Origin of the sequence: Rhizobium sp. H4 (assembly GCF_003013335.1) — a bacterium.
Lineage (GTDB): Bacteria > Pseudomonadota > Alphaproteobacteria > Rhizobiales > Rhizobiaceae > Rhizobium > Rhizobium sophoriradicis.
Map to the genome: position 1 here is coordinate 53,224 of NZ_PSOW01000008.1, position 22,515 is coordinate 75,738.

Here is a 22,515-nt window from a genome sequence, read left to right on the forward strand (position 1 = left end):
TTCGGCATCATCCTCGAATCCGAGCAAGCCATACCGCACAAACACGCTCACGCGGCCAAGTTTTACCTAACTTAACACTAACTTGACCGCGCTTAACGTTCGCCCCGTTACTTATCCTCCCATGACATGGATGCGCACCAGGACGGGTCGCCTCGACATCAGCGGCAGTCCTTCGTCGCATTCGCGCGGAACGCAAAGGCATCGATGCCTTTGACCACAAGGAATGCTTTGTTGAGAAAACCATCCAGAATACTTGCCACTGCGCTTGTCGCGGCAGCTATGGTCTCCTCCGTTCGTTTTGTCATGGCGGAACAGGCCCCCGCAACCGCTCTCACCGTCTCTCTGACGGCGCCGATGCAACGGGACTGGCCGGAGACCGTTCCGGCGAGCGGATGGCTGAAACCGTGGCAGGAAGCGGTCATCGCCTCCGAAACCAGCGGCCTGCGCATCACCGATGTCCTGGTCGACGTCGGGTCCGTGGTCACGAAGGGACAGACGCTCGTCCGGCTTTCCCAGGAAAGCGTGCTCGCTGATCTTCGCAAGCAGGAGGCGGCCGTCGAGAACGCCAAGGCAAGTCTTTCGAAGGCCAAGGCCAATGCCGACCGGGCGCGGCAGCTGCGTCCTTCCGGCGCGCTTTCCGACGAGAAGATCGTCGAATACCTGGCCGACGAGCAGACGGCGACGGCAAGCCTTTCATCCGAAGAGGCCGCACTCGACAGCGAAAAGATCAAGCTTGCGCAGACCACGATCACGGCCGTCGACGACGGCCTCATAACCTCCCGTTCCGCCGATCTCGGCGCCGTCGTCTCCGCCGGCACGGAGCTGTTCCGCATGGTCCGCCAGCAGCGTGTCGAATGGCAGGCCGAGATTTCCGCGCGCTATCTCTTGCGTATTTCCGAAGGCTTGCGCGTCAAGATCAACGGGCCGGACGGCCAGGTCATCGATGGCAAGGTAAGGCTCGTCGGGCCTTCGGTCAGCACCGACACCAGCCGGGCAATCGTCTATGTCGCACTTCCCGCCGATGCCCGTCCGCGCACCGGCCTCTATGTCACCGGCAACATCGAATTGCAGACCTCTCCAGCGCTGACCGTACCCGAGACGGCGATCGTGTTCCGGGACGGGATCAGCTACCTCTTCACTTCAGGCGAGGATCAGCGGGTGCAAAGGGTCAGGGTGGAAACGGGCCGCCGCAACAATGGCGAGGTGGAAATCGTCTCCGGCATCGACCGCTCGTCGAAGGTGGTGACCTCGGGCGGCGCCTTCCTGTCGGACAATGACCTCGTGAAGATTGCGGAGAAAAACTGATGAACTTCTCATCCTGGTCGATCCGCAATCCCGTACCGGCGATATTGCTGTTTGCGATGCTGACCGTCGGCGGACTGTTGGCCTTCAAGCAGCTGCCGATCCAGAACTTCCCCGATATGGACCTTCCCACGATCAACGTCACCGCCACGCTCGAAGGCGCCGCACCGACGCAGCTCGAAACCGAGGTCGCCCGCAAGATCGAGGATGGTCTTGCCGCCCTCAGCTATCTCGACCATACCACCACGACAATCACGGACGGCACCGTCTCGATCAAGGTGTCCTTCAAGCTGGAAAAAGACAGCGAAACGGCCCTGAACGAAGTCCGCAATGCCGTCGACAGCGTCAAGGGCGATCTGCCGGCGCAGATGGAAACACCCAGCGTCAGCAAGGTCACGGTGCAGAGCTCCCCTTTGGTCACCTATGCCGTCCGCTCCACCGCTCTCAACGAGACCGAACTTTCCTGGTTCGTCGACAATGATCTGACCAAGGCGCTGCTGTCGGTATCCGGCGTCGGGCAGGTCAACCGCATCGGCGGGATCGATCGCGAGGTTCATGTGGATCTCGATCCCGCGACGATGGCGTCGCTCGGCGTCACTGCGGCCACCGTCTCGTCGCAGCTGAAGGCGGTGCAGACGGATACGTCGGGCGGCCTCGGCGAAATCGGCGGCACCCGCCAGACCTTGCGCACGCTCGGCGCCCTGCCATCGGTCGAGGCGCTGAAGGGGCTCAAAATTCCCCTGGCGAACGGCCAGCAGGTTCGCCTCGATGACGTGGCATCCGTCACCGACAGCTTCGCCGACCGCTCCTCGATGGCCTATCTCGACGGCAAGCCGGTGATCGCGATCGAGATCAAACGCTCAAACGGATTTTCCGACAGCGGTGTTGCCGCCGACGTCGACCAGGCGGTCAAGGCGTTCGCAGCCAAGCACTCCAACGTTGAGATCGACGAGGCTTACAGCACGATCGGACCGATCATCGGCAATTACGACGGTTCGATGCACATGCTCTACGAAGGTGCGATCCTGGCGATCATCGTCGTCTGGCTTTTCCTGCGGGACTGGCGGGCGACGATCCTGTCGGCCGTGGCGCTGCCCTTGTCTGTCATACCGACCTTCCTTGTGATGTATTTCGCCGACTTCAGCCTGAATATCGTCACGCTGCTTGCGCTGTCGCTGGTGGTCGGCATCCTCGTCGACGATGCCATCGTCGAGATCGAGAACATCGCCCGCCACTTGCAGATGGGCAAACGGCCGATCGATGCCGCCCTCGAAGCCGCCAACGAGATCGGGCTTGCCGTTATCGCAACCACCTTCACGCTGGTCTCGGTCTTCCTGCCGACGGCCTTCATGAGCGGCATACCGGGCCTCATTTTCCGTCAGTTCGGCATCACCGCCGCCGTCGCCGTCCTCGCCTCGCTCGTGGTCGCGCGCCTGCTGACGCCGATGATGGCCGCCTATTTCATGAAGGCCCATCCGACCGAGGAGAAGGATGGCCGCATCATGCGTGCATATATATCAATCGTGAAGGCCGCCATAAACCGCAGGAAGACGACCGTGGCCGTCACCGCTGTCGTCGTGGCGCTGTCGCTTGCGACCATCCCCTTGCTGAAATCGGGCTTCCTGCCGGCGTCCGACGACGCGCGAACCCAGATCACCCTCACCATGCAGCCGGGCGCCACCATCGAGCAGACGGATGCCACGGCCAGGAAGGCCGCCGATATTATCGGCAAGCTTCCCGACGTGACGCATGTCTTTTCCGCCGTCGGTTCGACCTCATCGGGCGGTGGCCCCGACGCCAGCACCACGAGCGATGTCGGATCGGCGACGATCGTTGCCGTGCTGCCGCCCATCGACGAGCGCGACCGCAAGCAATCGGAAATCGAAAACGACATCCGACAGGCACTTTCCGTCCTCCCCGGCGTGCGTGTGGAGGTCGGCGGCGGCGGCAATGGCACGAAGCTCGAGATCACGCTCGCAAGCGACGATGCGAACGTCCTCGACAGCGCCAGCACGGCACTCGAGGAACAGCTCCGCTCGCTGCAGGGCATCGGCGCCGTGACGTCGACCGCGGCCCGGCAGGCGCCCGAGATCCAGATCACGCCAGACTTTGCACGCAGCGCCGCGCTCGGGGTCACGTCGAGCGCTATCGCCGAGGCTGCGCGCGTGGCGACGAACGGGGAATATTCCTCCGATCTGCCGAAGCTCAACCTGTCTCAGCGGCAAATCCCCATCGTCGTCCGCTTCTCGCCCGAGACGCGCACCAATCTGGATGACATCAAGAACATGCGGGTGGTGGGGACGAACGGCAACGTCGATCTCGGATCGATTGCCGATGTGAAGATCGGCGGCAGCCCCTCTGAGATCTACCGCATAGATCGGATGCGCAATGTCACCCTTTCCGTCGAACTCAACGGCCGCGTTCTCGGCGACGTCAACCGTGAGGCGCAGGCACTGCCTGCCCTCCAGCATCTGCCGGCGGGCGTCACCCTGGTCGAACAGGGCGAACTTCAGCGCAGTTCGGAATTGTTCCAGAGCTTTGCTCTTGCCATGGCAATCGGCGTGTTCTGCATCTATGCGGTCCTCGTCCTGCTCTTCCACGATTTCCTGCAGCCCGTCACCCTGCTGATGGCTCTTCCGCTCTCGCTCGGCGGCGCGCTGCTGCCGCTGGTGCTGACCGGAACGAGCTTCTCCATGCCTGCGGTCATCGGCCTGCTCATGCTGATGGGCGTGGTGACGAAGAACTCCATCCTGCTCATCGAATATGCGATCATGTCGCGCCAACGGGGCATGACCAGATTCGACGCCTTGGTGGATGCCTGCCACAAGCGCGCACGGCCGATCGTCATGACCACCATCGCCATGGCTTCGGGCATGCTGCCGGCCGCACTCAGTCTGATGGGCGGCGATTCCAGCTTCCGCCAGCCGATGGCGATCGTAGTGATCGGCGGTGTGGTGATGTCGACGCTGCTCAGCCTGATCGTCATCCCCGTCATCTTCACCTTCGTCGACGATTTCGAACAGATCCTCAAACGGGTCCTGCGCCGGCTCGGACTGGCCCAGGACATCGCCGGGGATAAGCCGCATGCGTCCAACGATCACGCAGCGATCGCCTTCCAGCCCGAGCAGGCAAGAAGAGGGCAAGGTCAGAGATGATGTCCGCTGCCCGACAAGGCAACAGCCAGTGACGGCAAGCTCTTCGGTCGCGTTCTCTCCCCCACGGGAACAAGACCGCGGGACGTACTCCCCCGCAGGCGGCCTCAAGCCGCCTGCGCGTCCTGCATCCCAGTCAGGAGCTACAGAAATGGTTCGGAAAGAGCGTGATGCCCTGTCAGGAGACATATCAATTGGTGGAACGGGGTGATCCGATCTCCCAATTCAACAGAGCAGCGCTGCTGCCTATGCTGAATGTTGCCAAGTCTCACGACAATGGCTTCATCGATCCGAAATCGGGTAAAGCGCCGCTCGCGTAGCCGACGGCACCGAGCGAAGCGATGGCGATCCGGCCGTCGCGGATCGACAGCAGCGGCCCCTCCCGCCCCTGCTCGTAGAGATCGGAATGGGCAGCGGCAAAATGCACCTTCTCCGCCTGCGGCGCGCTCTGCATGCCGGCCACATAATGATGGCCGTTGCGCTCGACATGGGAGAGGCCGAGCAGCGAAACCAGCGCCAGATCCTGCTGCACGGCAAGCCCGGCCTGGCAGGTCAGATCCTCGCCGGAGAGAAACAACCCCGGCACGCCTGCCGTTTTGATGCGGATCGCTTTCAGCAGCGAGCGGTAAATGCCCTTGCAGGTCTTCGAGGAGACGCCGGTATAACCAAGTGTCCGCGCACGCGCGAAAGCGCCATCACCCTCGTCGCTCTCGTCGATCAGGAAGGGCAGTTCCGCGGCCAGATTCCCGAGCGGTGTTTCCATGGTGATCGCGCGCGAGAACGGCTGCTCGACAAAGGCAATGGCCGCACTTAGCCGCGCCAGCCTCGGCGTGGCCGCGATCCGCACCAGCAGGGCAGCAAGCTCGTCGACTGCTGTGAACTGTTCATTGCCATCGACCGTTACCCGATAGTCCGGCAGGCGGTCCAGCACGGCGGCGATCCGCGCGAGGCGGTCGATATCGGCATCGGCCGCGCCGGAAAGCTTGATCTTGAACCAGCGGTTGCCATAACGGGCAATCACTGCCTGGAGACTTTCCGGCAGGCCATCGCCGACAGGATCGACGATCTCGTCCTCGGTAATGGGGTCGAGCAGTCCGATCGTATGCCGGGCCGAAATCGAGCTGGCAGGGCGAAGGCCGGCGAGCATCGTCGAGGCGGCATCCACGTCGATATCGCCTGATAGCATCGGGCCGCCGATGCCGACGAGATTGCAACGCACCGCATCGAAGAAGGAAATGCCGGCAAGGCGGCAATAGGCATCGAGTGCCGCGCGGGCGATCAGCGAAGGGCCGAAACCGGCGGCCAAAGGATTTCCAGGCAGGCGGCGGGCGGTTTCCATCTCGTTCAGGCGGGCAGCGGCAAACAATGTCGCCGGCGCGGACGCTTCGAGCGATGCTGCGGCCGCGGTGCGGATCGAGCCGCGCAATTGATCGACATTCTGCGCCGGCGTCAGCGCTGGGTTTTTATCGAACCATTTCGGCACCATCATTTCGGCGGCAGCGCCGATGGCGGTTTTCCCCTCCTCGTCCTCGACGCGCACTCTGAGGAAGGCCTGCGGCGCCTTTTCGAGGGTTGCCGCACCGAAGCGAAACGGCAGGCGCAGCCTGATATCGCGCTCGAAGGCGTCGATCTCGACGATTCTGACACGCGGCGCGGTCACGGAACCTCCGATGCTTCGGTCCATGGTCACGCCATCCGCTCGAGCATGGCGCGCGACACTTCGTGCTGAAGCGGTTCACGGCGCAACAGCCGGCCGATCTCGTCGACCATGGCCTGCCCTTGGGCGAAATGTGCCTCTTCGGTGTGGCCGGCGGCATGCGGCGAAATGGTGATATTCGTAAGCTGAGGGTCGCGGAACGGACTGTCCTGAGGCAGCGGCTCTTGATCGAAGACATCGAGAGCCGCCTCGATGCGGCCGGACCTGATTTCGGCGAGCAATGCGGCTTCGTCGACCAGCTCGGCCCGCGCCGTGTTGATGAACAGCGCGCCTGGACGCAGCAGCGCCAGTTCGCGGGCGCCGATCATCCGGCGCGTCTCGGGCAGGACGGGCGCATGCAGGGAAATCACATCGCTCTGGGCAAGCGCGTCGTCCAATCCTGTTCTGACGACGCCGAGCGCTGCGGCCTCGCCGTCGTCGAGATAGGGATCGACGACAAGCACGCGGCAGCCGAATGGGACGAGCAGACGCATGGCTGCCCGCCCGACATATCCGGCCCCGACAATACCGACCGTTCTGGCGCCGAGCAATCTTTGCGGCACGGCGGCGCGGACATCGAGCCATTCACCGCCTCTACGCAATCGATGATGCAGCCGGTGAATGCCGCGCATGGCGAGAAGCGCTTCGGCGACGACGAATTCGGCAACCGAGGCGGCAATTTTCGAGGCGGCATGGCTCACGCGCAGGCCGTCATCGAACAGACGGGCGGGAACGAGCGTGCGGATGCTGCCGGCCGAATGGGCAACGAGGGCAAGTTGCGGATGGCGCTGGCGCGCGGCCGGATCGAAGGGCGGCGTGCCCCATCCGGTCAGGCATGCCGTAGCGCCCTGCAGCAACCGGTCGGCATCGGCGGCATCGATCGTGGCGCCGGCCGGCCAGCGCACCTCGCCGAGGCCGCTCAACCGGGCGGTCGCCGCATCGTCCAGCATCATGCGGCGGGTCTTTTCGGTCAAAAGGACGGCGATGATGGGAGCCTGTTTGCTCATGGTTCTACTCTTTCGCTGCGGCGACGAGGCGCCTGAGATGGGCAAGATCGGCGCGAGCCTTGGCGAGCGCCTGGTCCCGGGGAACCCGGTATTGCGAATGCATCGAGAGCACGCCGGCAAATCCGGTGGCGATGAGATACGGGACGATATCGTTCCAGGGCACCATGCCCTCGTCGAGCCCATACCAGTCCGAATGCCATGCGCGCTGACCATGGGCGCCGTAGGCGCCGGGAAACCAGCCGCAATTCTTGACGCCGATGCAGCAGAACCACGGTTCGAGAAGGTCGAGGGTCAGACGCCAGTCCTCGCTGCCCTCGCGAATGAGCTGGTTGGCCGGATCGGGATAGGCGCCGATCCTGATCGGATCGCTCCCCGCCAGCAGTTGCGCGGCGAGCGCACCCGAGGCGTGCAGGGTCCCGCCGTGAAGCTGGACGGTCAGCTTGATGCCGAATTTGTCGGCGAGGTGTTCGAAGCCATCGAGGTCGCCGCGCGCTTCGTCGAGCTGCGCCTGCCAGCGCCGCGACGGATCATACCGCCAGAAGCCGAGCCGAACCTGTCCAATGCCGGCCTCGCCGCAGCAAGCAAGCAGCCGGGACGCGGCATCGTCCGGCTGCGTGGCGTCGATGGTCGCCATGGGCGTGCGCAGGCCGGCCGCAGCAAAAAGCTTGACCGCCTTGACGATTTCCTCCGGCCGGTCGGGCGAGACGGCGTGACCCTCGCGAATAAGAAGATCGGCACAGTCGAAGCCCAGCCCCGCCGTGATCTCTGCCGCCGTCTGTAACGGCAGGCCGATATCCATCGTTGCATTGCTCATCGACGAGAAACACAGAGCTCGCTGTGGCGGCCGAATGCATCCCGGGCGCGCACCGCGTATTGCGCACCCGCCGGCGGCGACATGTGCAGGAATGCCGTCGAGATCAGCGGCGCGGGGCTGACCTTTTCAAAGGTCTCGCCATCCCTGCTGACGAGGACATCGTAGAAGATGGCGGGGCTGCTATCGCCGGCCGCCCAGAACAGCATGCGCTCCTCCCGGCCGCCGAGACCACGGTAGCGTTCGACGGTAAGGCCGGTGGGTGCGGCCGGAGACGCGCCGGTGTCGGGGACGACGAGCACCTGCGTCAGCGACGGCAAGGGTACATCGAGATCGACGCTGATCCGGCCCTCGCCGCATTCAACGACACTGATCGGATGCAGCAAAGCCGGTTCCTGGGCGCGGCGCAGTTCGCCAAACTGCGCTTCATCAGGTTCGGGCGGGGCGCCCACCGGCTCGAAGGGTCCGCGCGGATTGCTTTCGTCGCGCTGGGCCTCCCAGACTTCCATCGGATTGGTGAATTCCTCGTCGATGCGCAGCAGGCACAGTGCATGGCGACCGAGAGCGAGGCCGCCGACCTCCAGGCGCACGGCGGTCCGGCCCGAACGGTTGATGGCATCAACGCTGTGGATGAGGCTGATCGAAACACCCCCGCCCGGCAGCCGCGTCGGCAGGATCGCCAATCCATCCTGGTCGGGGGTCAGCGGCGGCTCGGCCGTTACCTTGCAGACGGTGTCGCCGAGCGTCGCCAACAGTTCCATCGATGTGAGGCCGGGTTTCTTGATGATGTCGAAGGGCGGCGCCGTGTCGATGTCGGTGACCAGCCTGTCCAGATCAGTCTTATGCTCCCACTGCGCCTTGGTGAAATTGCGCGAACCGAAATAGGCAAAGATCGTGCGCTGGCTCCAGCCGCCGATAAAAGCGTGATCATTGCTGAGGAAGGTGAAATTCGCCGCCTTCGGGGCGATGATGCGCCGGTCGTGCTGCTCGATGATGCGGGCGATGATGCCGGCATAATAGGCCTTGCCGTGCCAGCTGTGATGATCGCTCCAGCCGAGCTGCGGGTCGCATTCGTCGTTGATGATCGGCAGGCCGGCAAGGCGCGGATGGTGCTCCTTGATGTAATCGACGACGAGTAGCGTGCGGTCGACAATGGCATGGGTTTTCGGGGTCAGATCGTCCTTGCTGCCGTTGACGCCCTTCTCGTGGATCGAGATGTAGTCGAGGCGCGGCGGACCCTCGCTGCTCAGGCAGCTTGTGCCGCTGTCGCAATGGGCCATCAGGGCGCGAAAGATCGGCGAGAGCGTGCGGGCCGTACCTGGGCCACCCATCGGCAGGTTGGGATCGACCGCATCCAGCCCCGCGACGCAGGCGTCGTAATAGTTGGTGTAGCCCTTGATCCCATAGGTCCACCAGCCGGAATCGGCCTCGTTCGTCGTTTCGAAGTACCAGGTGCGCAATTCGTCCATGCCGTAACGCGCGCCGTAGCGATCCGCCGTCGCCGTCACCAGATCCCGCCAGAGCTTGACCTGATCCATGTCCTCATAGTCGGTGAAGAGGCCCGAGGGATTGCCCATCAGCTCGAAGAACGGCTTCAGGCGGTGTTCGATCATCACGTCGAGCGCCCGGTCGAGCAGGGACCAGTCATAACCGGCGCCGCCGGTCGAGCGCAGCAGATTGTAGAGATAATGGACGCGCAGATAGCGGATGCCCTCATTCGGCAGGCCGCCGATATAGGCGAGCATCTGGCGCATCTCGGGTTCGAGCAGCAGCTCGGCCGGCGAAAAACCGGTGCCGCGCCAGAACCGGTTGAACGGGCGCACGGCCTGGCCGGCATCAACGTTTATTCGCGTACGCTCACGCATGGATCGTCTCTCCTAGGACGGAAATCTGGCGGTGACGGCTGCCGGCACAGGCGGCCAATGGCCTGCCTATTTGAACTTTTCGCGCATCGCATCGATGCCGGGGATGGTTTTGGTCAGATGCTGATGGGCGGGATCGAAGCGCTGGATCAGCCCGCGGCGATGCTTGCCGACCAGGATGGTGAAGATGTAGCCCCGGTGGCCGGGCGAGGTGACGGTCGGGTGGTAGCCGCGATCGACCAGGACGGTATCGCCATCGCGGGTCATCAGGATCTTGACCGGACCACTTTCGTCATAAGTGATCTGGCTGCCGAAGCCGGTCTCCGGCTGGAAACGGTAGTGATAAAGTTCCTCGTGCAGGGTCTCGGCGTCGCCGTCTTCCGTATCGTGCTTGTGGGGAGGATAGCCCGACCAGCAGCCCTCGCCGGCATAGAGCTCACTCACCAGCAGATTGCCGCAGCGCCCGTTCTGGCGCTGGCCGAGCAGGTGTACGATCCGCCGCTGGCTGTGGGTATCGGGCGAGCCGACATTGACCGCATCGACCTCCTCAGGCGTGACGCGGAACGGGGTGTAGCGCCTGTCGCAAATGCCGCCGGCAATCGCGACTTCCGCCGGGCCGCCACGAGCCGATACCCGGACGTTGGCGTTGACGGGCGCGTAAACCGAGTCCGCATCGCCTTGCCAGATATCGGCTCGCCGGCCCACCGCCCCGAAGCTGACGTCATCCACCTCGATATCCACCTGCCCCGACAGCACGACGTAGAGGCTTTCGTGCAAGGGCAGCCGCCGCGTCTCCCGGCCATCCAACGGAAGCGCGAGGAGATCGAAGTAGATGAGATCGAGCGTCCTGGAGGAGGTATCCACAATGGGACGCTGCTCGGAGCGTGGAATGAATTCAGGCATCAATTGAACTCCGGAACGGTACGGTCGGCAAAGGGATTGAGCGACAGGGTTTCGGCGTAGTGACAAGCGGCCGCGTGTCCATCGGCCGTCACGGCGCGCAGGGCCGGCACCTCCTGCCTGCAAAGCTCGGTGGCGTAGCGGCAGCGCGGATGAAATGCGCAGCCGGGAGGCGGATGCGCGGGGTCGGCGACCTCGCCCGCCAGCCGGATGCGCTTGCCGTGGCGGCGCATCCTCGGATCGGCGATGGGCACCGCCGAAAGCAGCGCTTCGGTATAGGGATGGCGCGGGCGCGAAAAGATCTGCTCCGTCGGCGCCTTTTCGACCACCCGGCCGACATACATGACGGCAATATTGTCCGAGATGTGCCGGACGACCGAGAGATCGTGAGCGACGAAAAGATAGGTCAGGCCGAACTGCTCCTGCAGATCCTGCAGGAGATTGATGGTCTGAGCCTGCACGCTGACATCGAGCGCCGAGACCGCCTCATCGGCGATGACAAGGCGCGGGTTGGGCGCCAGCGCCCGGGCAATTCCGATGCGCTGGCGTTCGCCGCCCGAAAAGGCATGCGGGTAGCGGCGCATATATTCGGGCCGCAGGCCCACACTCTGCATCAGCTCGGCGACTCGGTGCTCGAGTTCCCGGCCCTTGGCGATGCCGTTGACGCTCAATACCTCGCCGATAATGTCGACGACGGGAAGACGCGGATTGAGCGAGGATTGCGGATCCTGGAACACGATACGCAGGTCACGGTGGACTTCATCGAGGGCGGGACCGGAGAGGGCCGCGAGATCGACCGTGCCGCCCCTGCGATCGCGATAGCGGATCTCGCCGCTCGTCGGCTGGTAGATGCGCAGCACGGTGCGGGCGAGCGTGGACTTGCCGCAGCCGGATTCACCGACAATGCCAAGCGTCTCGCCGTCATCGACGCGAAGCGAGACGCCGTCGACCGCCTTGACGTGGCCGACGACCCGTCGGAACGCGCCCTTGCGGATAGGGAAATGCATCCTGAGATCGTTCAGTTCGAGCAGCGGGCTTGGCTGCGTCACGGGATCGGCCATCATTGTCTTCCCTCGTAAAGCAGGCAGCTGGCGACGTGCCCGTCACCGATGACGACGGACTCGGGGTCTTTCTGATCGCACAGCCCCGCCCTCGCCTGCCTGCATCGGGGATGAAAGCTGCAGCCTTCGGGCCGGTCGAAACGCGAGGGCACCATGCCCTCGATGGTCGCGAGCCGTTCGGTCGGTTGCCCGTGCATGCGCGGCACCGATTGCAGCAGGGCCTTGGTGTAGGGATGAACGGGCGCATGGAAGATCGTGTCGACATCACCCGCCTCCACCACTCGGCCGACATACATGACGACGACCTCGTCGGCGATTTCGGCCACCACGCCGAGATCATGGGTGACGAACAGCACCGAGAGCCCGAATTCGGCCTGCAGCGAGGCGAGGAGATCGAGGATATTGGCCTGGGTGGTCACATCGAGCGCCGTGGTCGGCTCGTCGGCGATCAGCAGTTTCGGACGACAGGCGAGCGCCAGCGCGATGCAGACGCGCTGGCGCATGCCGCCGGAAAACTGGAAGGCATAGCTTTCCATGCGCTCGGCCGGCCGGGGAATGCCGACGAGAGCCAGCGTTTCGATCGCATGCTCGCGCGCTTCCTTCTTTCCCATTTTCAGATGCAGGCGGATCACCTCCATCATCTGGTTGCCGATCGTATGGACGGGTGAAAGAGCTGCCATCGGCTCCTGGCTGATTAGGCCGATCTGGGCACCGCGGATCGCCCGCATATCGCGGCCGCGCGGGTCGAGCGCCGCGAGATCGATCGCGGGGGCTGCCGGATCGGGCCGGTAGCGGATCGCGCCCGAGACGATCCGCCCGCCGCGCGGGACCTGGTTGAGGATCGAGCGACCGGTGATGCTCTTGCCCGAGCCGGATTCGCCGACGACGCAGACCGTCCTGCCGCGCGGGATGGAGAAGGAGACGCCGTCGACCGCCCTCACCGTGCCCGCGCCGCCGAAGAAATGAGTCCTGAGGTCGTCGACCTCGATCAGCGGATCGCGATCCCCCTGCCGGCCGCCGGCCGCGGCGAAATTGGCGTCAGTATTCATAGGGATCTGCAGCATCGCGTAATCCATCACCAAGGAAATTGAGGGCAAGCACCGTGACGATCACCGCCAGGCCCGGAAGAAACAGCCAGGGTGCGCTCGTGACCGCGAGAATGTTCTGCGCCTCCTGCAGAAGCACGCCCCAGCTGACCACCGGCGGGCGGAGCCCGATGCCGAGGAAGGAGAGAGCGGTTTCGGCAAGGATCATCGTCGGGATGGCGAGCGTGACCGAGGCGATGATGTGGCTCATGAAGGACGGGACCATGTGCCGCCAGATGATGCGCATCCTGGAGCAGCCATCGAGATGGGCGGCAATGACGAAGTCTTCGGTCTTCAGCGACAGGAAACGGCCGCGCACCACACGTGCCAGGTCGGTCCAGCCGATCAGCGACAGGATGACCGTGATCCAGAGATAGACCAGGATCGGATCGGCGCTGATCGGCACGGCAGCCGCAAGCCCCATCCACAGCGGGATGGTCGGGATCGAGTTGATGAGCTCGATCGAACGCTGGATGACATCATCCACCCAGCCGCCGTAAAGACCGGAAATACCCCCCAGGATGATGCCGAGAACGAGGCTGATCGCCACGCCGATCAGCCCGACGGACATGGAAACGCGCGTGCCGTGCACCGTTCGGCTGAAGACGTCGCGCCCCAGCCGGTCGGCGCCGAACAGGTAGAAGGGTTTGCCCGCCTCGATCGGGCCGATCAGGTGACGGTCGAAATCGAACAGTCCCCAGAACCGATAGGGCTCACCTTTGACGAAGAAGCCGACGGGAATGACGACGGCCGGATCAGCGACGTAATTGCGGCTGAGCGCGATCGGATCGACCTTCATCGAATAGCCGTTGACATAGAGCGGATGAAACTGGCCGGCCGCGTCGTAGCCGGCGACTTTGAGCCGCTGGGGCGGCGCATAAGTGTAGCGGGAATCGTAGGTCTGCGATGAAACGGGAGCGATAACCTCAGCAAACAGGGCGACCAGGTAAATCAGCAGGATGACGACCCCTGCCCCAAGCGCCAGCCGGTGGCGGCGGAAGCGACGCCAGATGAGTTTCCACTGGCCGGCGACCGCATCGGAATTGCGAACACGTTCAGGTATCAGTGCGATGGCTTGCTCGGTCATCGGTGTTGTTCCTCAGCCATTGCGAATGCGTGGATCGAGCCAGGCGAGCAGCAGGTCTGAGATCAGCGTGCCGATCAGCGTCAGCATGCTCATCAGCAGGATGAAGGTGCCGGCCAGATACATGTCCTGGGCGAAAAGCGCGTTGAGCAGGAGCGGTCCCGTGATCGGCAGGCTGAGCACAATGGAGACCACCACCGAACCCGAGACGAGGTGCGGCAGAACCCAGCCGACCGTCGAGACGAACGGGTTGAGCGCCACCCGCACCGGGTATTTCAGCAGCAGCCGGATTTCGCTCAGGCCCCGGGCGCGCGCCATGTCGACATAGGGCTTGTTGAGCTCGTCGAGCAGGTTGGCGCGCATGATGCGGATCAGCGCCGCCGTCGCACCGGTGCCGAGTACGACGACCGGGATCCACATATGCGAGATGAGATCGCCGAGCTTGGCCCAGCTCCAGGCAGCGTTGATATAGAGGGGCGAAAACAGCCCGCCGACGCTTTGGCCGAAATACTGGGCCGAGACGAACATCAGCACCAGCGCCAGCAGGAAATTCGGGATGGCAAGGCCAAGAAAGCCGAAGAAGGTGGCGAAATAATCGCCGAGCGAATATTGCCGCACGGCCGAATAGATGCCGATCGGAAAGGCCACCGCCCAGACGAAGAGCAGCGTGGTGATCGAGACCACCATGGTCAGCCCCATGCGTGCCCAGATCAATTCGCTGACCGGCTTGTTCCAATCGAGGGACTGGCCGAAATCGCCATGCAGCAAGATGCCGCTGATCCATTTCCAATATTGCACCGTCCAAGGCTGATCGAGGCCATAGCGCTCGCGCAGGCCGGCGATGACGCCGGGATCGATGGTCTCGTTCTGCGAGGCAAGACGCGCGGTCATCGCGGTCAGGAAATCGCCCGGCGGCAGCTGGATGATGATGAAGGTCACGACCGAGATCGCGAACATCATCGGGATCATGTAAAGCAGACGTCTGATGATGAAGCCGGCCATGTTCAAGCTCCTTCAACCGGTGATCGCCGGTCGCAATGGGTGATTGGGCGGGGCTGTGCCTTGCTTTGGGAATGGCGCCCAGGGACGCCATTCCGCCGATCATGTGGCTTTACTGCTGGTAGTAGAAAGTCTCAGGCTTTGCCGGTCCCGGCGTCATGTAGAAGGACGTGCTGGGAATGACCTTCGGAACGTTGTGCATATTGGTCTTGACGATGCCGACACGATCCGGCTCCAGGTTCGTGCCGATCACGTAGAACTCGTCACGGGTGATCGCCAGCAGTTCTTTCATGGCGGCGAGCTGCTTTTCGAGCGTCGGCGCTTCCTGCACCTGCCGGTAAAGATCCATCTGCTTCTTGGCGGCAGCGCTTGGTTCCTGCGCGTTCGGATCCTTGGGGTTCTGGTAATAAAGGCCCCAGGCCGTCGCGAAGCTCGATTCATATTCGTGCGGAAAATACCATTTGGGATCGAGCAGGCCGAGGAAGTCGTACCCGCCGCCGCCGACCCATCCGAGGCCATCATTGTCGTTGTTCTGCAGGCGGGAGAAGATCAGCGAGCGTTCGGCCGGGCGCGGCTGCATGTCGATGCCGACGGCCCGCCAGTAGCGCTGGATCATCTCGAGGGCGTCGACCTGGATCGGGCTTCCGGTCAAGGCGTCGATCGCAAAAGTGATCCGCTTGCCGTCCTGGCCGAGACGAAAACCTTCGGCATCGCGTTTGGTCAGGCCCGCCTTGTCGAGATATTGATTGGCGAGATCGACGTTATATTCCAGATATTGCGTCGCCATCTTCTCGTCGTAGAGCGCTGATCCTTCCCGGGGTGCGGCCTGATAGGGCTTGGCCTGCCCGGCATAGATCAGCTGGTTGAGCTCCTCGCGGTTGATGGCGTGGCTGAGGCCGATGCGGAAATCCTTGTTGGAGAAGGCTGCGCGCAAGGCCGGGTTCTTGTGGGTCTGGTTGAGCGTGATCAGCAGGGCGTTCGACCAGGCCGGCCGGGCGATGAACAGACCGTAGCCGCCCTTCTGCTGGTTCTGCACGATCACCGTGCGGGCGTCCGTCGTCTCGATGAAGCGGTTCTGCATGTCGATTTCGCCGCTGATCGCCTTCAGGATGATCGCCTGGGTATCCTGCATCACGTCGATGGTGATGCGGTCGAAGTAGGGCAGCTGGTTTCCTGATGTATCCACCTTGGCATAATAGGGATTGCGCTCGGCGACGACCTGGGTCGTGCCGTTATAGGGCGCGGTCAATACCCAGGCGTCGAGCGTCGGCCGGCCGAGATCGCGCCAGCGACCGGGAAATCCGATCTTGTTGTTGAAGAGCTGGACCCAGTCTGTTGCGCCTGCCGCCTTCGCCAGGGCGTCGACACCGTCGGGATTGAAATCCTTGTGGAACTGCTTGAGGTAGTGCGCTGGCGCAGCAGCCAGAATATCGGAGCCGCGCACTGTCGCCATATTCATCAGGAACAGGCCGTTCGGCGCGGCGAATTTGAAGACCACCTTGTCGTCGCCGATCTTCTCGACCCTAACGGTCTGACCACCCGCGGTCAGCCAGTTCGGCGCAGCGGGTGTGATCTTGGTGTTGCGCAGCACGTTCTCGTTCCACCAGACCAGATCGTCGGCGGTAAAGGGTTTGCCGTCCGACCAGCGCGTGCCTTGCCGCAGGGTGAACGTATATTCTGTGGCATCCGCATTGACTTCGACGCTCTTGGCAATGTCTGGGATCACCTCGGTCCATTCCGGGTTCCAGCGGACAAGCCTGGTATAACCGATCGAACGTTCGATCTCGCTGTCCCCACCGCCGAAGGTGGCCGTGCGCCAGGTGCCGCCATAGGCGCCGACCGATTCAAGCGGCGTGAGCACCAGCGGCTCCTTGGGCAGCCGCTGGTCAACCGGCGGCAACTTGCCGGCATCGACGAGCGTCTTGAGTTCCGGCGCCTCCTGAAAACCGAGCGCGGCGCCGGCCCAGCCCGCACCGATGAGGATGGCAGCGGCAACGGTCGAGACGACCTGCCGTCGTAGAGTTCTTGCGTATTGCATGTTCTCCTCCCAAGGATCTCGCCATAGGTTATCGTTAACGTAATCTCCTCTTCTGGTTACGTTAACGTTACCGTTCAATCTTGTCAAAAAGATTCTCAGTATCGGATAATCAGCCGGAGGATCCTTGGATTTCTCCGAGGTTATGGTAGTTATCGTTATCGCAACTTATCGCCCCATTTATGAGACAGTCCCTGTGAGCCGCCCCAAAGAGCCAGAATCCAAGATAACCATTGCCGATGTCGCCCGCGCCGCAGGCGTGTCGCCGATGACCGTGTCGCGCGTGCTCAACGACCAGGGGGGAGCCAGCGCCGAAACCACCCAGCGAATTCTTTCGGCGGCGAGCCAGCTCAACTACCGACCCAATCCCTTCGCGCGCGGATTGCGCTCCGATCGCTCGAAGACCATCGGCCTTCTCGTTCCTGACATCACCAATCCGTTTTTTCCCGAAGTCATACGCGGGGCTGAGGATGCGGCGAGCGCGGCCGGCTACAATTTGCTTCTGTCCAATGTCGTCGAGAACAGCAAGCGGGAGGAAGAACTCATCGAGGCATTGCTCAGGCATCGGGTCGACGGGATCATCGTCTGCAGCCCGCGGCTGCCAGACGCCGCACTGCACAAGGCGCTGGCGCCGCACCGCGCCGTCGTGCTCATCAACCGCGAGGCTCCAAACGAGATCGCGGGAACCATCGTTACGGACTATGAGATCGGCGCATCTCGGGCCATCGACCATCTGGTAGAGCGCGGACGGCGCAAGATCGCGATCATCGCCGGGCCGCGCAGCTCGTTCGGCGGCAAGAGCCGTCTTATCGGTTTCCGCAAGACACTGGCCGCCCACGGAATTGAGGCGCAGGCGATCGTCCATTGCGACCCGACCGCGGCCGGCGGGCAGACGGCCGCCGCGCAATTGCTGGCAGAAATCCCCGGCATCGATGCCCTGATCTGCTACAACGACCTCAACGCTATCGGCGCCATGAAAGCCTGCCGGGCTGCCGGCATTTCCATTCCCGAACAAATCGCGCTGATCGGCTTCGACGACATCCCGGCGGCCGAATTGCTGTCTCCGGCGCTGACGACGCTGCGGGTGCATAAGCGGGAAATGGGCGAGGAAGCCGTGCGCCTGCTGCTCAGCCGCATCGCCACCAAGAACCGTCAGCACGGCATCGTTATCGTGCCCGAACTCATCGTCCGCGAAACGACCTGAAGAACAGGAGGAGTATCCGATGGATGCCGACAATCTGCAGGCACTGGCCCTGCCCGAGGAGAAGAAGGCCTGGTTCGTTCATGACCGTTTCGGCATGTTCGTGCATTGGGGGCTCTATGCCCTGCCAGCGCGGCATGAATGGGTCAAAAGCCGCGAAGAGCTTGATGACACCGACTATCAGAAATATTTCGATCATTTCGACCCCGATCTCTACGACCCGCGCGAATGGGCAAGACGCGCCAAGGCCGCCGGCATGAAATATGTCGTGCTGACGACCAAGCACCATGAAGGTTTCTGCCTCTGGGATACCAAGGCCACCGACTTCAAGGTGACCAACACACCTTATGGCAAGGATCTGCTGCGCCCTTTCGTCGACGCCTTCCGCGCCGAGGGCCTGCAGATCGGCTTCTACTATTCGCTGATCGACTGGCATCATCCCGATTTCACCGTCGATCCGCGCCACCCGCAGCGCAATCATCCCGATGCGGGCAAAATCAACGAAGGCCGAGATATGCAGCGTTATGCCGCCTTCATGCGCGAGCAGGTGCGCGAGCTGCTGACCGAGTTCGGCCGGATCGACATCTTGTGGTTCGACTTCAGCTACCCGCAGTGGAAGCTCGGAGACTTGGTCGGCAAGGGTCATCGGGATTGGGAAAGCGAGAAACTCGTGCGCCTGGTGCGCGAGCTTGCCCCCGATATCATCATCAACAACCGGCTCGATCTTGCCGGCCTGCAGCCCGACATCGTCACGCCGGAGCAATATATGCCACGCGCCTGGCCGAAACGCGACGGCCGGCGCGTCGTCTGGGAAGCCTGCCAGACGCTCAGCGGCTCCTGGGGCTATCACCGCGACGAGGACACTTGGAAAAGCACCGAGCAGCTCGTGCAGATGCTGGTCGGCACCGTTGCGATCGGCGGCAATCTGCTGATGAATGTCGGACCGACGGCACGCGGCACGCTCGACCACCGTGCAATATCGGCCCTTGCCGCCTATGAGGAGTGGATGGCGCTGCACGAGCGCAGCATCGTCGGCTGCACCCAGTCCGAATTCACCGCCCCGCCCGACTGCCGCCTGACCCAGAACGGCGATCGGCTTTACATCCACCTTTTCAACTGGCCCTACAAGCATCTGCATTTCGATGCCCTGGCCGGGAAGATCGAATATGCGCAATTCCTGCATGACGCCAGCGAGGTCACCTGGCTGCGCCCATCGGCCAATACGCTGTGGGCGAACACCCAGTTCCCCGTCGGCGAGGACGAACTGACATTCGTGTTGCCAGTGCGCCGCCCCAAGGTCGTGGTCCCTGTCATCGAGGTCAAGCTCAAGGCTGGAAACGCGCCTGGCGTTCAGGATTGATGTATTCGTTGTGCCCTGATCCGGTGCTTCAGGACAAGCTGATCGCCATCGGCCGGTCGAGGTTGCGGGCGAGATAATCCTGGATCTGGCGGACGATCTGGCCGGCGTGGGCGATTCCCAGCTGGTCGGCCCGCTCGGCATCGCCAGCCTCGATCGCGGCGATGATTTCCTCGTGTTCGTCGACATATTGGCGCGGCAGGCGGTCGTCGAAGGTCGAGTAATAGAGGCGAAGGATGCGCCGGCCTTCGTCGAGCAGCTTGGCGAAGAAGGTCGTGTAATAGGAATTGCCGGCAAGCTCGGCGATCGCCACGTGAAAATCGCGGTTCGCCTCGATCATCGCATAGGCGTCGCGCGCGGCGACGGCATCGGCAAAATCCTTCTGATGCAGCCGAATCGTCTTCATGATTTCGCCGTTCCGCCTCTCGGCCGCCCCGCGCGTCGTGACCCGGTACATCAGCGTCAGCGCCTCGAAATAGGTGGGCAGGCTGGCAAAATCGATCGGCGCGACGATCGTGTTCCGGTTCGGCAGGGTCGTGACGAGGCCATCGGCGGCAAGCCGCAGCAGCGCTTCGCGGATGGGCGTCCTCGACATGCCGAAACGCTCCGACAGCCGGACCTCATCGAGCGGGCTGCCGGGTTCCAATGCCATCGACAGGATCTCGCGGCGCAGCGTCACATAGACGCTCTGCGTGCCGGAGCCGCGCACCCGTACATTTTCCGTGTCAGTCTGCATCTGTCCCGCCCATGTCCTGAAGCCTTGTATTGCGTTTCGGCCGGTTTCTGCAACGGTCCTGATAAAGCCGGTTGAGTCATGTCGACAGTTTGTATATAACGCTCCTAACTTCAACGGGGTTCAAGCGATGACGACAGGATGGAAGGGCGTATTTCCCGCCGTAACGACGCAGTTCAACGAAGATCTTTCCGTGGATCTGCCCTCGACCCAGCGCGTCCAGGACGCACTCGTCAATGACGGCGTCAACGGGCTGATCGTCATGGGCACATGCGGCGAGAACAATTCGCTCGATCCCGATGAAAAGCGCACGATCCTCAAAGCCGCCGTCGAGGTCGTCAACGGCCGCGTTCCGGTTGTAACAGGCGTTTCCGAATTCGACACGCGCCGCGCCGTCGCCTATGCGCGCGACGCCGAAAAGCTCGGCGCCGACGGGCTGATGCTGCTGCCGGCCATGGTCTATGTGCCGAAGCCGGAAGAGCTGATCGCCCATTTCCGCACCGTCGCCGAGGCGACCTCGCTGCCGATCATGCTTTACAACAACCCGCCGGCCTATCGCGTCAATATCGGCGTCGATGTGCTGCAGGTGCTGGCCGACGTACCGAATATCAAGGCCGTCAAGGAAAGCGCGCCGGATCCGCGCCGTTTCACCGACCTCATCAACGCCTTCGGCGAGCGTTTCGACATCTTCGCCGGCCTCGACGACGTCGCGCTTGAAGGGCTGATGCTCGGCGCCAAGGGCTGGGTCTCAGGCCTCACCAGCGCCTTTCCGGAGGAATCCGTGCAGCTTGTTGCAGCCGCCGAGCGGGGCGATTGGGAGACAGCCCGCGAGATCTACCGCTGGTTCATGCCGCTTTTGCATCTCGATGCCGAGCATGACCTCGTGCAGTCGATCAAGCTCGCCGAGCAGATCATGGGCCGCGGCTCGGAACGCGTCCGCATGCCGCGCCTGCCGCTTTCGGGCGCGCGGCGGGCCGAGGTTACCGCCATGGTCGAGAAGGCCGCGGCCACACGTCCCTCGAAGATCTCTCAGGCTGCCTGAACCGATGGGCCGGCAGGCTCGACAGCTGCTGCCGGCCTCTTCATCCGTCGTGCTTCGTATCCTTGGACCGGGTCAGACTGTTGCGGCTGACCAGCGACGGTATCTGAAAAATATGCTCGGCGCCGATGCGACCCTCTATTCTCGAAATCAATGTCCGGGTGGCGACCTGACCGAGTTCCCTGCCCGACTGATCGATGCTTGCGAGATTAACGAGGCCAAGAGCTGCGGTCGACGAATTGTCATAGCCGATGACGGCAAGATCCTCGGGCACACGCACACCCATTTCCATCGCCAGGCTCAGAAGGGTGATGGCGTCGAGATCGCTCCAGCAGAACACGGCGCGCGGCCTGTTCTTCCTTGACAGGAACTTTCGCATCGTTTCCTCCCGTTTGGGCGGCGCTATCGGAATTTTAGTGATCGGCGCAGACGATCCGAATCCGGCGCGCTGCATTGCTCGGCGGAATCCGATCTCACGTTGGCGAACGACGGAGACCTGATGTCCCTCGCGCTCGCCGAGGCTCAGCATTTCGATATCGCGATAGCCGCAGGCAAGCAGCGCCTCCACCGCGATCTCCGCGCCCCGCTGGTCGTCCGCATTCACCGTATCGAAGGCCGTGGCGCCGGCATCGTGATAGCCGACCGCGACGATCGGTATCTGAGCTGCGAATTTTGCTATGATTTCCGAGGGCAGGCGCGGCGCAACCAGGATCAGCCCGTCCATCTTGTAGTCGATCATCGACTCGATCAGCGACGTCTCCAGCTGCACGCGCGCATCGCTGACGCCAATCATCGCCTGATAATGCGAAGGCGCCAGCACACCGTTCACGCCGGCGATCACTTCCGGCAGAAAGGGATTGCGGATGTCGATCAAAAGCACGCCGATGGTGAAACTGCGGCCGCGAAGGCCCCGCGCCGCCCGTGAGGGGCGATAGCCAAGCGCTTCAATAGCTTCGGTCACCCTCGCCCGCAGCGCCTCACTGACACCGTAAGCGTTTCGCATCACTTTGGAGACCGCAGCCACCGATACGCCTGCGTGCTTTGCCACCGTCCGGATCGTCACGCGATCGTTTCGTTGCAGTTTTTGTTTCTCTTCGATCGACATGAAATCTCTGGGATTACTCTGCAGGCCGTCACAATCGCCCGCAAAAACACCATGGCAGACTGGCGACGAAATTTCTATTGCGCTTC

17 protein-coding genes are annotated in these 22,515 nt (G+C 62.9%); 5 read left to right on the forward strand and 12 right to left on the reverse strand.

Annotated features, from left to right (window positions below; translation table 11 throughout):
• The first annotated feature begins 204 nt into the window (after nt 1-204).
• Both C4N04_RS13935 and C4N04_RS13940 read left to right on the forward strand, forming a co-directional pair.
• The gene (locus tag C4N04_RS13935) at nt 205-1,305 is read left to right on the forward strand and encodes an efflux RND transporter periplasmic adaptor subunit (RefSeq protein WP_183744515.1); all 1,101 of its coding nucleotides are present in this window, start codon (nt 205-207) and stop codon (nt 1,303-1,305) included.
• Nucleotides 1,305-4,457 carry an efflux RND transporter permease subunit gene (locus tag C4N04_RS13940; RefSeq protein WP_106796277.1) on the forward strand — a complete coding sequence of 1,051 codons (3,153 nt, stop codon included), beginning with the start codon at nt 1,305-1,307 and terminating at the stop codon, nt 4,455-4,457. Before C4N04_RS13935 ends, C4N04_RS13940 begins: the two co-directional genes overlap by 1 nt.
• A gap of 265 nt (nt 4,458-4,722) precedes the next feature.
• On the opposite strand, the gene C4N04_RS13945 is transcribed toward C4N04_RS13940, so the two are convergent.
• From C4N04_RS13945 to C4N04_RS13990, 10 genes are all read right to left on the reverse strand, one after another.
• Nucleotides 4,723-6,144, reverse strand: coding sequence for a mandelate racemase (locus C4N04_RS13945; protein WP_106796278.1), 1,422 nt, complete (start codon nt 6,142-6,144; stop codon nt 4,723-4,725).
• Entirely contained in the window at nt 6,141-7,157 is a 1,017-nt protein-coding gene (locus tag C4N04_RS13950; protein ID WP_106796279.1) for a hydroxyacid dehydrogenase, read from the reverse strand. Before C4N04_RS13950 ends, C4N04_RS13945 begins: the two co-directional genes overlap by 4 nt.
• 4 nt (nt 7,158-7,161) lie before the next feature.
• Nucleotides 7,162-7,971, reverse strand: a complete 810-nt coding sequence (locus tag C4N04_RS13955) for a TIM barrel protein (protein ID WP_106796280.1) — start codon at nt 7,969-7,971, stop codon at nt 7,162-7,164.
• Nucleotides 7,968-9,833 carry a glycosyl hydrolase gene (locus tag C4N04_RS13960; protein WP_106796281.1) on the reverse strand — a complete coding sequence of 622 codons (1,866 nt, stop codon included), beginning with the start codon at nt 9,831-9,833 and terminating at the stop codon, nt 7,968-7,970. The genes C4N04_RS13955 and C4N04_RS13960 overlap by 4 nt, the downstream gene beginning before the upstream one ends.
• 66 nt (nt 9,834-9,899) lie before the next feature.
• Entirely contained in the window at nt 9,900-10,733 is an 834-nt protein-coding gene (locus C4N04_RS13965; RefSeq protein WP_106796282.1) for a 5-deoxy-glucuronate isomerase, read from the reverse strand.
• Nucleotides 10,733-11,791 carry an oligopeptide/dipeptide ABC transporter ATP-binding protein gene (locus C4N04_RS13970; RefSeq protein ID WP_199852466.1) on the reverse strand — a complete coding sequence of 353 codons (1,059 nt, stop codon included), beginning with the start codon at nt 11,789-11,791 and terminating at the stop codon, nt 10,733-10,735. Before C4N04_RS13970 ends, C4N04_RS13965 begins: the two co-directional genes overlap by 1 nt.
• Entirely contained in the window at nt 11,791-12,855 is a 1,065-nt protein-coding gene (locus C4N04_RS13975; RefSeq protein ID WP_199852467.1) for an ABC transporter ATP-binding protein, read from the reverse strand. The genes C4N04_RS13970 and C4N04_RS13975 overlap by 1 nt, the downstream gene beginning before the upstream one ends.
• Complete coding sequence (locus C4N04_RS13980; RefSeq protein ID WP_106796285.1) at nt 12,830-13,963, reverse strand: ABC transporter permease; 1,134 nt, start codon at nt 13,961-13,963, stop codon at nt 12,830-12,832. The genes C4N04_RS13975 and C4N04_RS13980 overlap by 26 nt, the downstream gene beginning before the upstream one ends.
• A gap of 12 nt (nt 13,964-13,975) precedes the next feature.
• Nucleotides 13,976-14,962 (reverse strand): ABC transporter permease, encoded by a 987-nt coding sequence (locus C4N04_RS13985; RefSeq protein WP_096764455.1) that lies wholly within the window; start codon nt 14,960-14,962, stop codon nt 13,976-13,978.
• Between the two features lie 109 nt (nt 14,963-15,071).
• Nucleotides 15,072-16,997 (reverse strand): ABC transporter substrate-binding protein, encoded by a 1,926-nt coding sequence (locus tag C4N04_RS13990; RefSeq protein ID WP_106796286.1) that lies wholly within the window; start codon nt 16,995-16,997, stop codon nt 15,072-15,074.
• 193 nt (nt 16,998-17,190) lie between these two features.
• On the opposite strand from C4N04_RS13990, the gene C4N04_RS13995 reads away from it, so the two are divergent.
• Together C4N04_RS13995 and C4N04_RS14000 are read left to right on the forward strand one after the other, a co-directional pair.
• Nucleotides 17,191-18,198 (forward strand): LacI family DNA-binding transcriptional regulator, encoded by a 1,008-nt coding sequence (locus C4N04_RS13995; RefSeq protein WP_106796287.1) that lies wholly within the window; start codon nt 17,191-17,193, stop codon nt 18,196-18,198.
• 19 nt (nt 18,199-18,217) lie between these two features.
• Complete coding sequence (locus C4N04_RS14000; RefSeq protein ID WP_106796288.1) at nt 18,218-19,555, forward strand: alpha-L-fucosidase; 1,338 nt, start codon at nt 18,218-18,220, stop codon at nt 19,553-19,555.
• A gap of 28 nt (nt 19,556-19,583) precedes the next feature.
• On the opposite strand, the gene C4N04_RS14005 is transcribed toward C4N04_RS14000, so the two are convergent.
• Entirely contained in the window at nt 19,584-20,288 is a 705-nt protein-coding gene (locus C4N04_RS14005) for a GntR family transcriptional regulator (RefSeq protein ID WP_106796289.1), read from the reverse strand.
• Nucleotides 20,289-20,415: 127 nt separating this feature from the next.
• Here C4N04_RS14005 and C4N04_RS14010 point away from each other — a divergent pair, with 127 nt between their 5' ends.
• Nucleotides 20,416-21,327, forward strand: coding sequence for a dihydrodipicolinate synthase family protein (locus tag C4N04_RS14010; RefSeq protein ID WP_096769114.1), 912 nt, complete (start codon nt 20,416-20,418; stop codon nt 21,325-21,327).
• Nucleotides 21,328-21,367: 40 nt separating this feature from the next.
• Here C4N04_RS14010 and C4N04_RS14015 read toward each other — a convergent pair whose 3' ends face one another.
• Entirely contained in the window at nt 21,368-22,429 is a 1,062-nt protein-coding gene (locus tag C4N04_RS14015) for a LacI family DNA-binding transcriptional regulator (RefSeq protein ID WP_106796290.1), read from the reverse strand.
• Between the last annotated feature and the right edge of the window lie 86 nt (nt 22,430-22,515).

Excerpts from the sequence above, each read along its gene's own strand:
- C4N04_RS13990 (WP_106796286.1), bottom strand. The coding sequence starts at position 16,997 with ATGCAATACGCAAGAACTCTACGACGGCAGGTCGTCTCGACCGTTGCC.
- C4N04_RS14005 (WP_106796289.1), bottom strand. The coding sequence starts at position 20,288 with ATGCAGACTGACACGGAAAATGTACGGGTGCGCGGCTCCGGCACGCAG.
- C4N04_RS13985 (WP_096764455.1), bottom strand. The coding sequence starts at position 14,962 with ATGGCCGGCTTCATCATCAGACGTCTGCTTTACATGATCCCGATGATG.
- C4N04_RS13960 (WP_106796281.1), bottom strand. The coding sequence starts at position 9,833 with ATGCGTGAGCGTACGCGAATAAACGTTGATGCCGGCCAGGCCGTGCGC.
- C4N04_RS13965 (WP_106796282.1), bottom strand. The coding sequence starts at position 10,733 with ATGCCTGAATTCATTCCACGCTCCGAGCAGCGTCCCATTGTGGATACC.
- C4N04_RS13980 (WP_106796285.1), bottom strand. The coding sequence starts at position 13,963 with ATGACCGAGCAAGCCATCGCACTGATACCTGAACGTGTTCGCAATTCC.
- C4N04_RS13955 (WP_106796280.1), bottom strand. The coding sequence starts at position 7,971 with ATGAGCAATGCAACGATGGATATCGGCCTGCCGTTACAGACGGCGGCA.
- C4N04_RS13970 (WP_199852466.1), bottom strand. The coding sequence starts at position 11,791 with ATGGCCGATCCCGTGACGCAGCCAAGCCCGCTGCTCGAACTGAACGAT.
- C4N04_RS13935 (WP_183744515.1), top strand. The coding sequence starts at position 205 with ATGCCTTTGACCACAAGGAATGCTTTGTTGAGAAAACCATCCAGAATA.
- C4N04_RS14010 (WP_096769114.1), top strand. The coding sequence starts at position 20,416 with ATGACGACAGGATGGAAGGGCGTATTTCCCGCCGTAACGACGCAGTTC.
- C4N04_RS14000 (WP_106796288.1), top strand. The coding sequence starts at position 18,218 with ATGGATGCCGACAATCTGCAGGCACTGGCCCTGCCCGAGGAGAAGAAG.
- C4N04_RS13975 (WP_199852467.1), bottom strand. The coding sequence starts at position 12,855 with ATGCTGCAGATCCCTATGAATACTGACGCCAATTTCGCCGCGGCCGGC.
- C4N04_RS14015 (WP_106796290.1), bottom strand. The coding sequence starts at position 22,429 with ATGTCGATCGAAGAGAAACAAAAACTGCAACGAAACGATCGCGTGACG.
- C4N04_RS13940 (WP_106796277.1), top strand. The coding sequence starts at position 1,305 with ATGAACTTCTCATCCTGGTCGATCCGCAATCCCGTACCGGCGATATTG.
- C4N04_RS13950 (WP_106796279.1), bottom strand. The coding sequence starts at position 7,157 with ATGAGCAAACAGGCTCCCATCATCGCCGTCCTTTTGACCGAAAAGACC.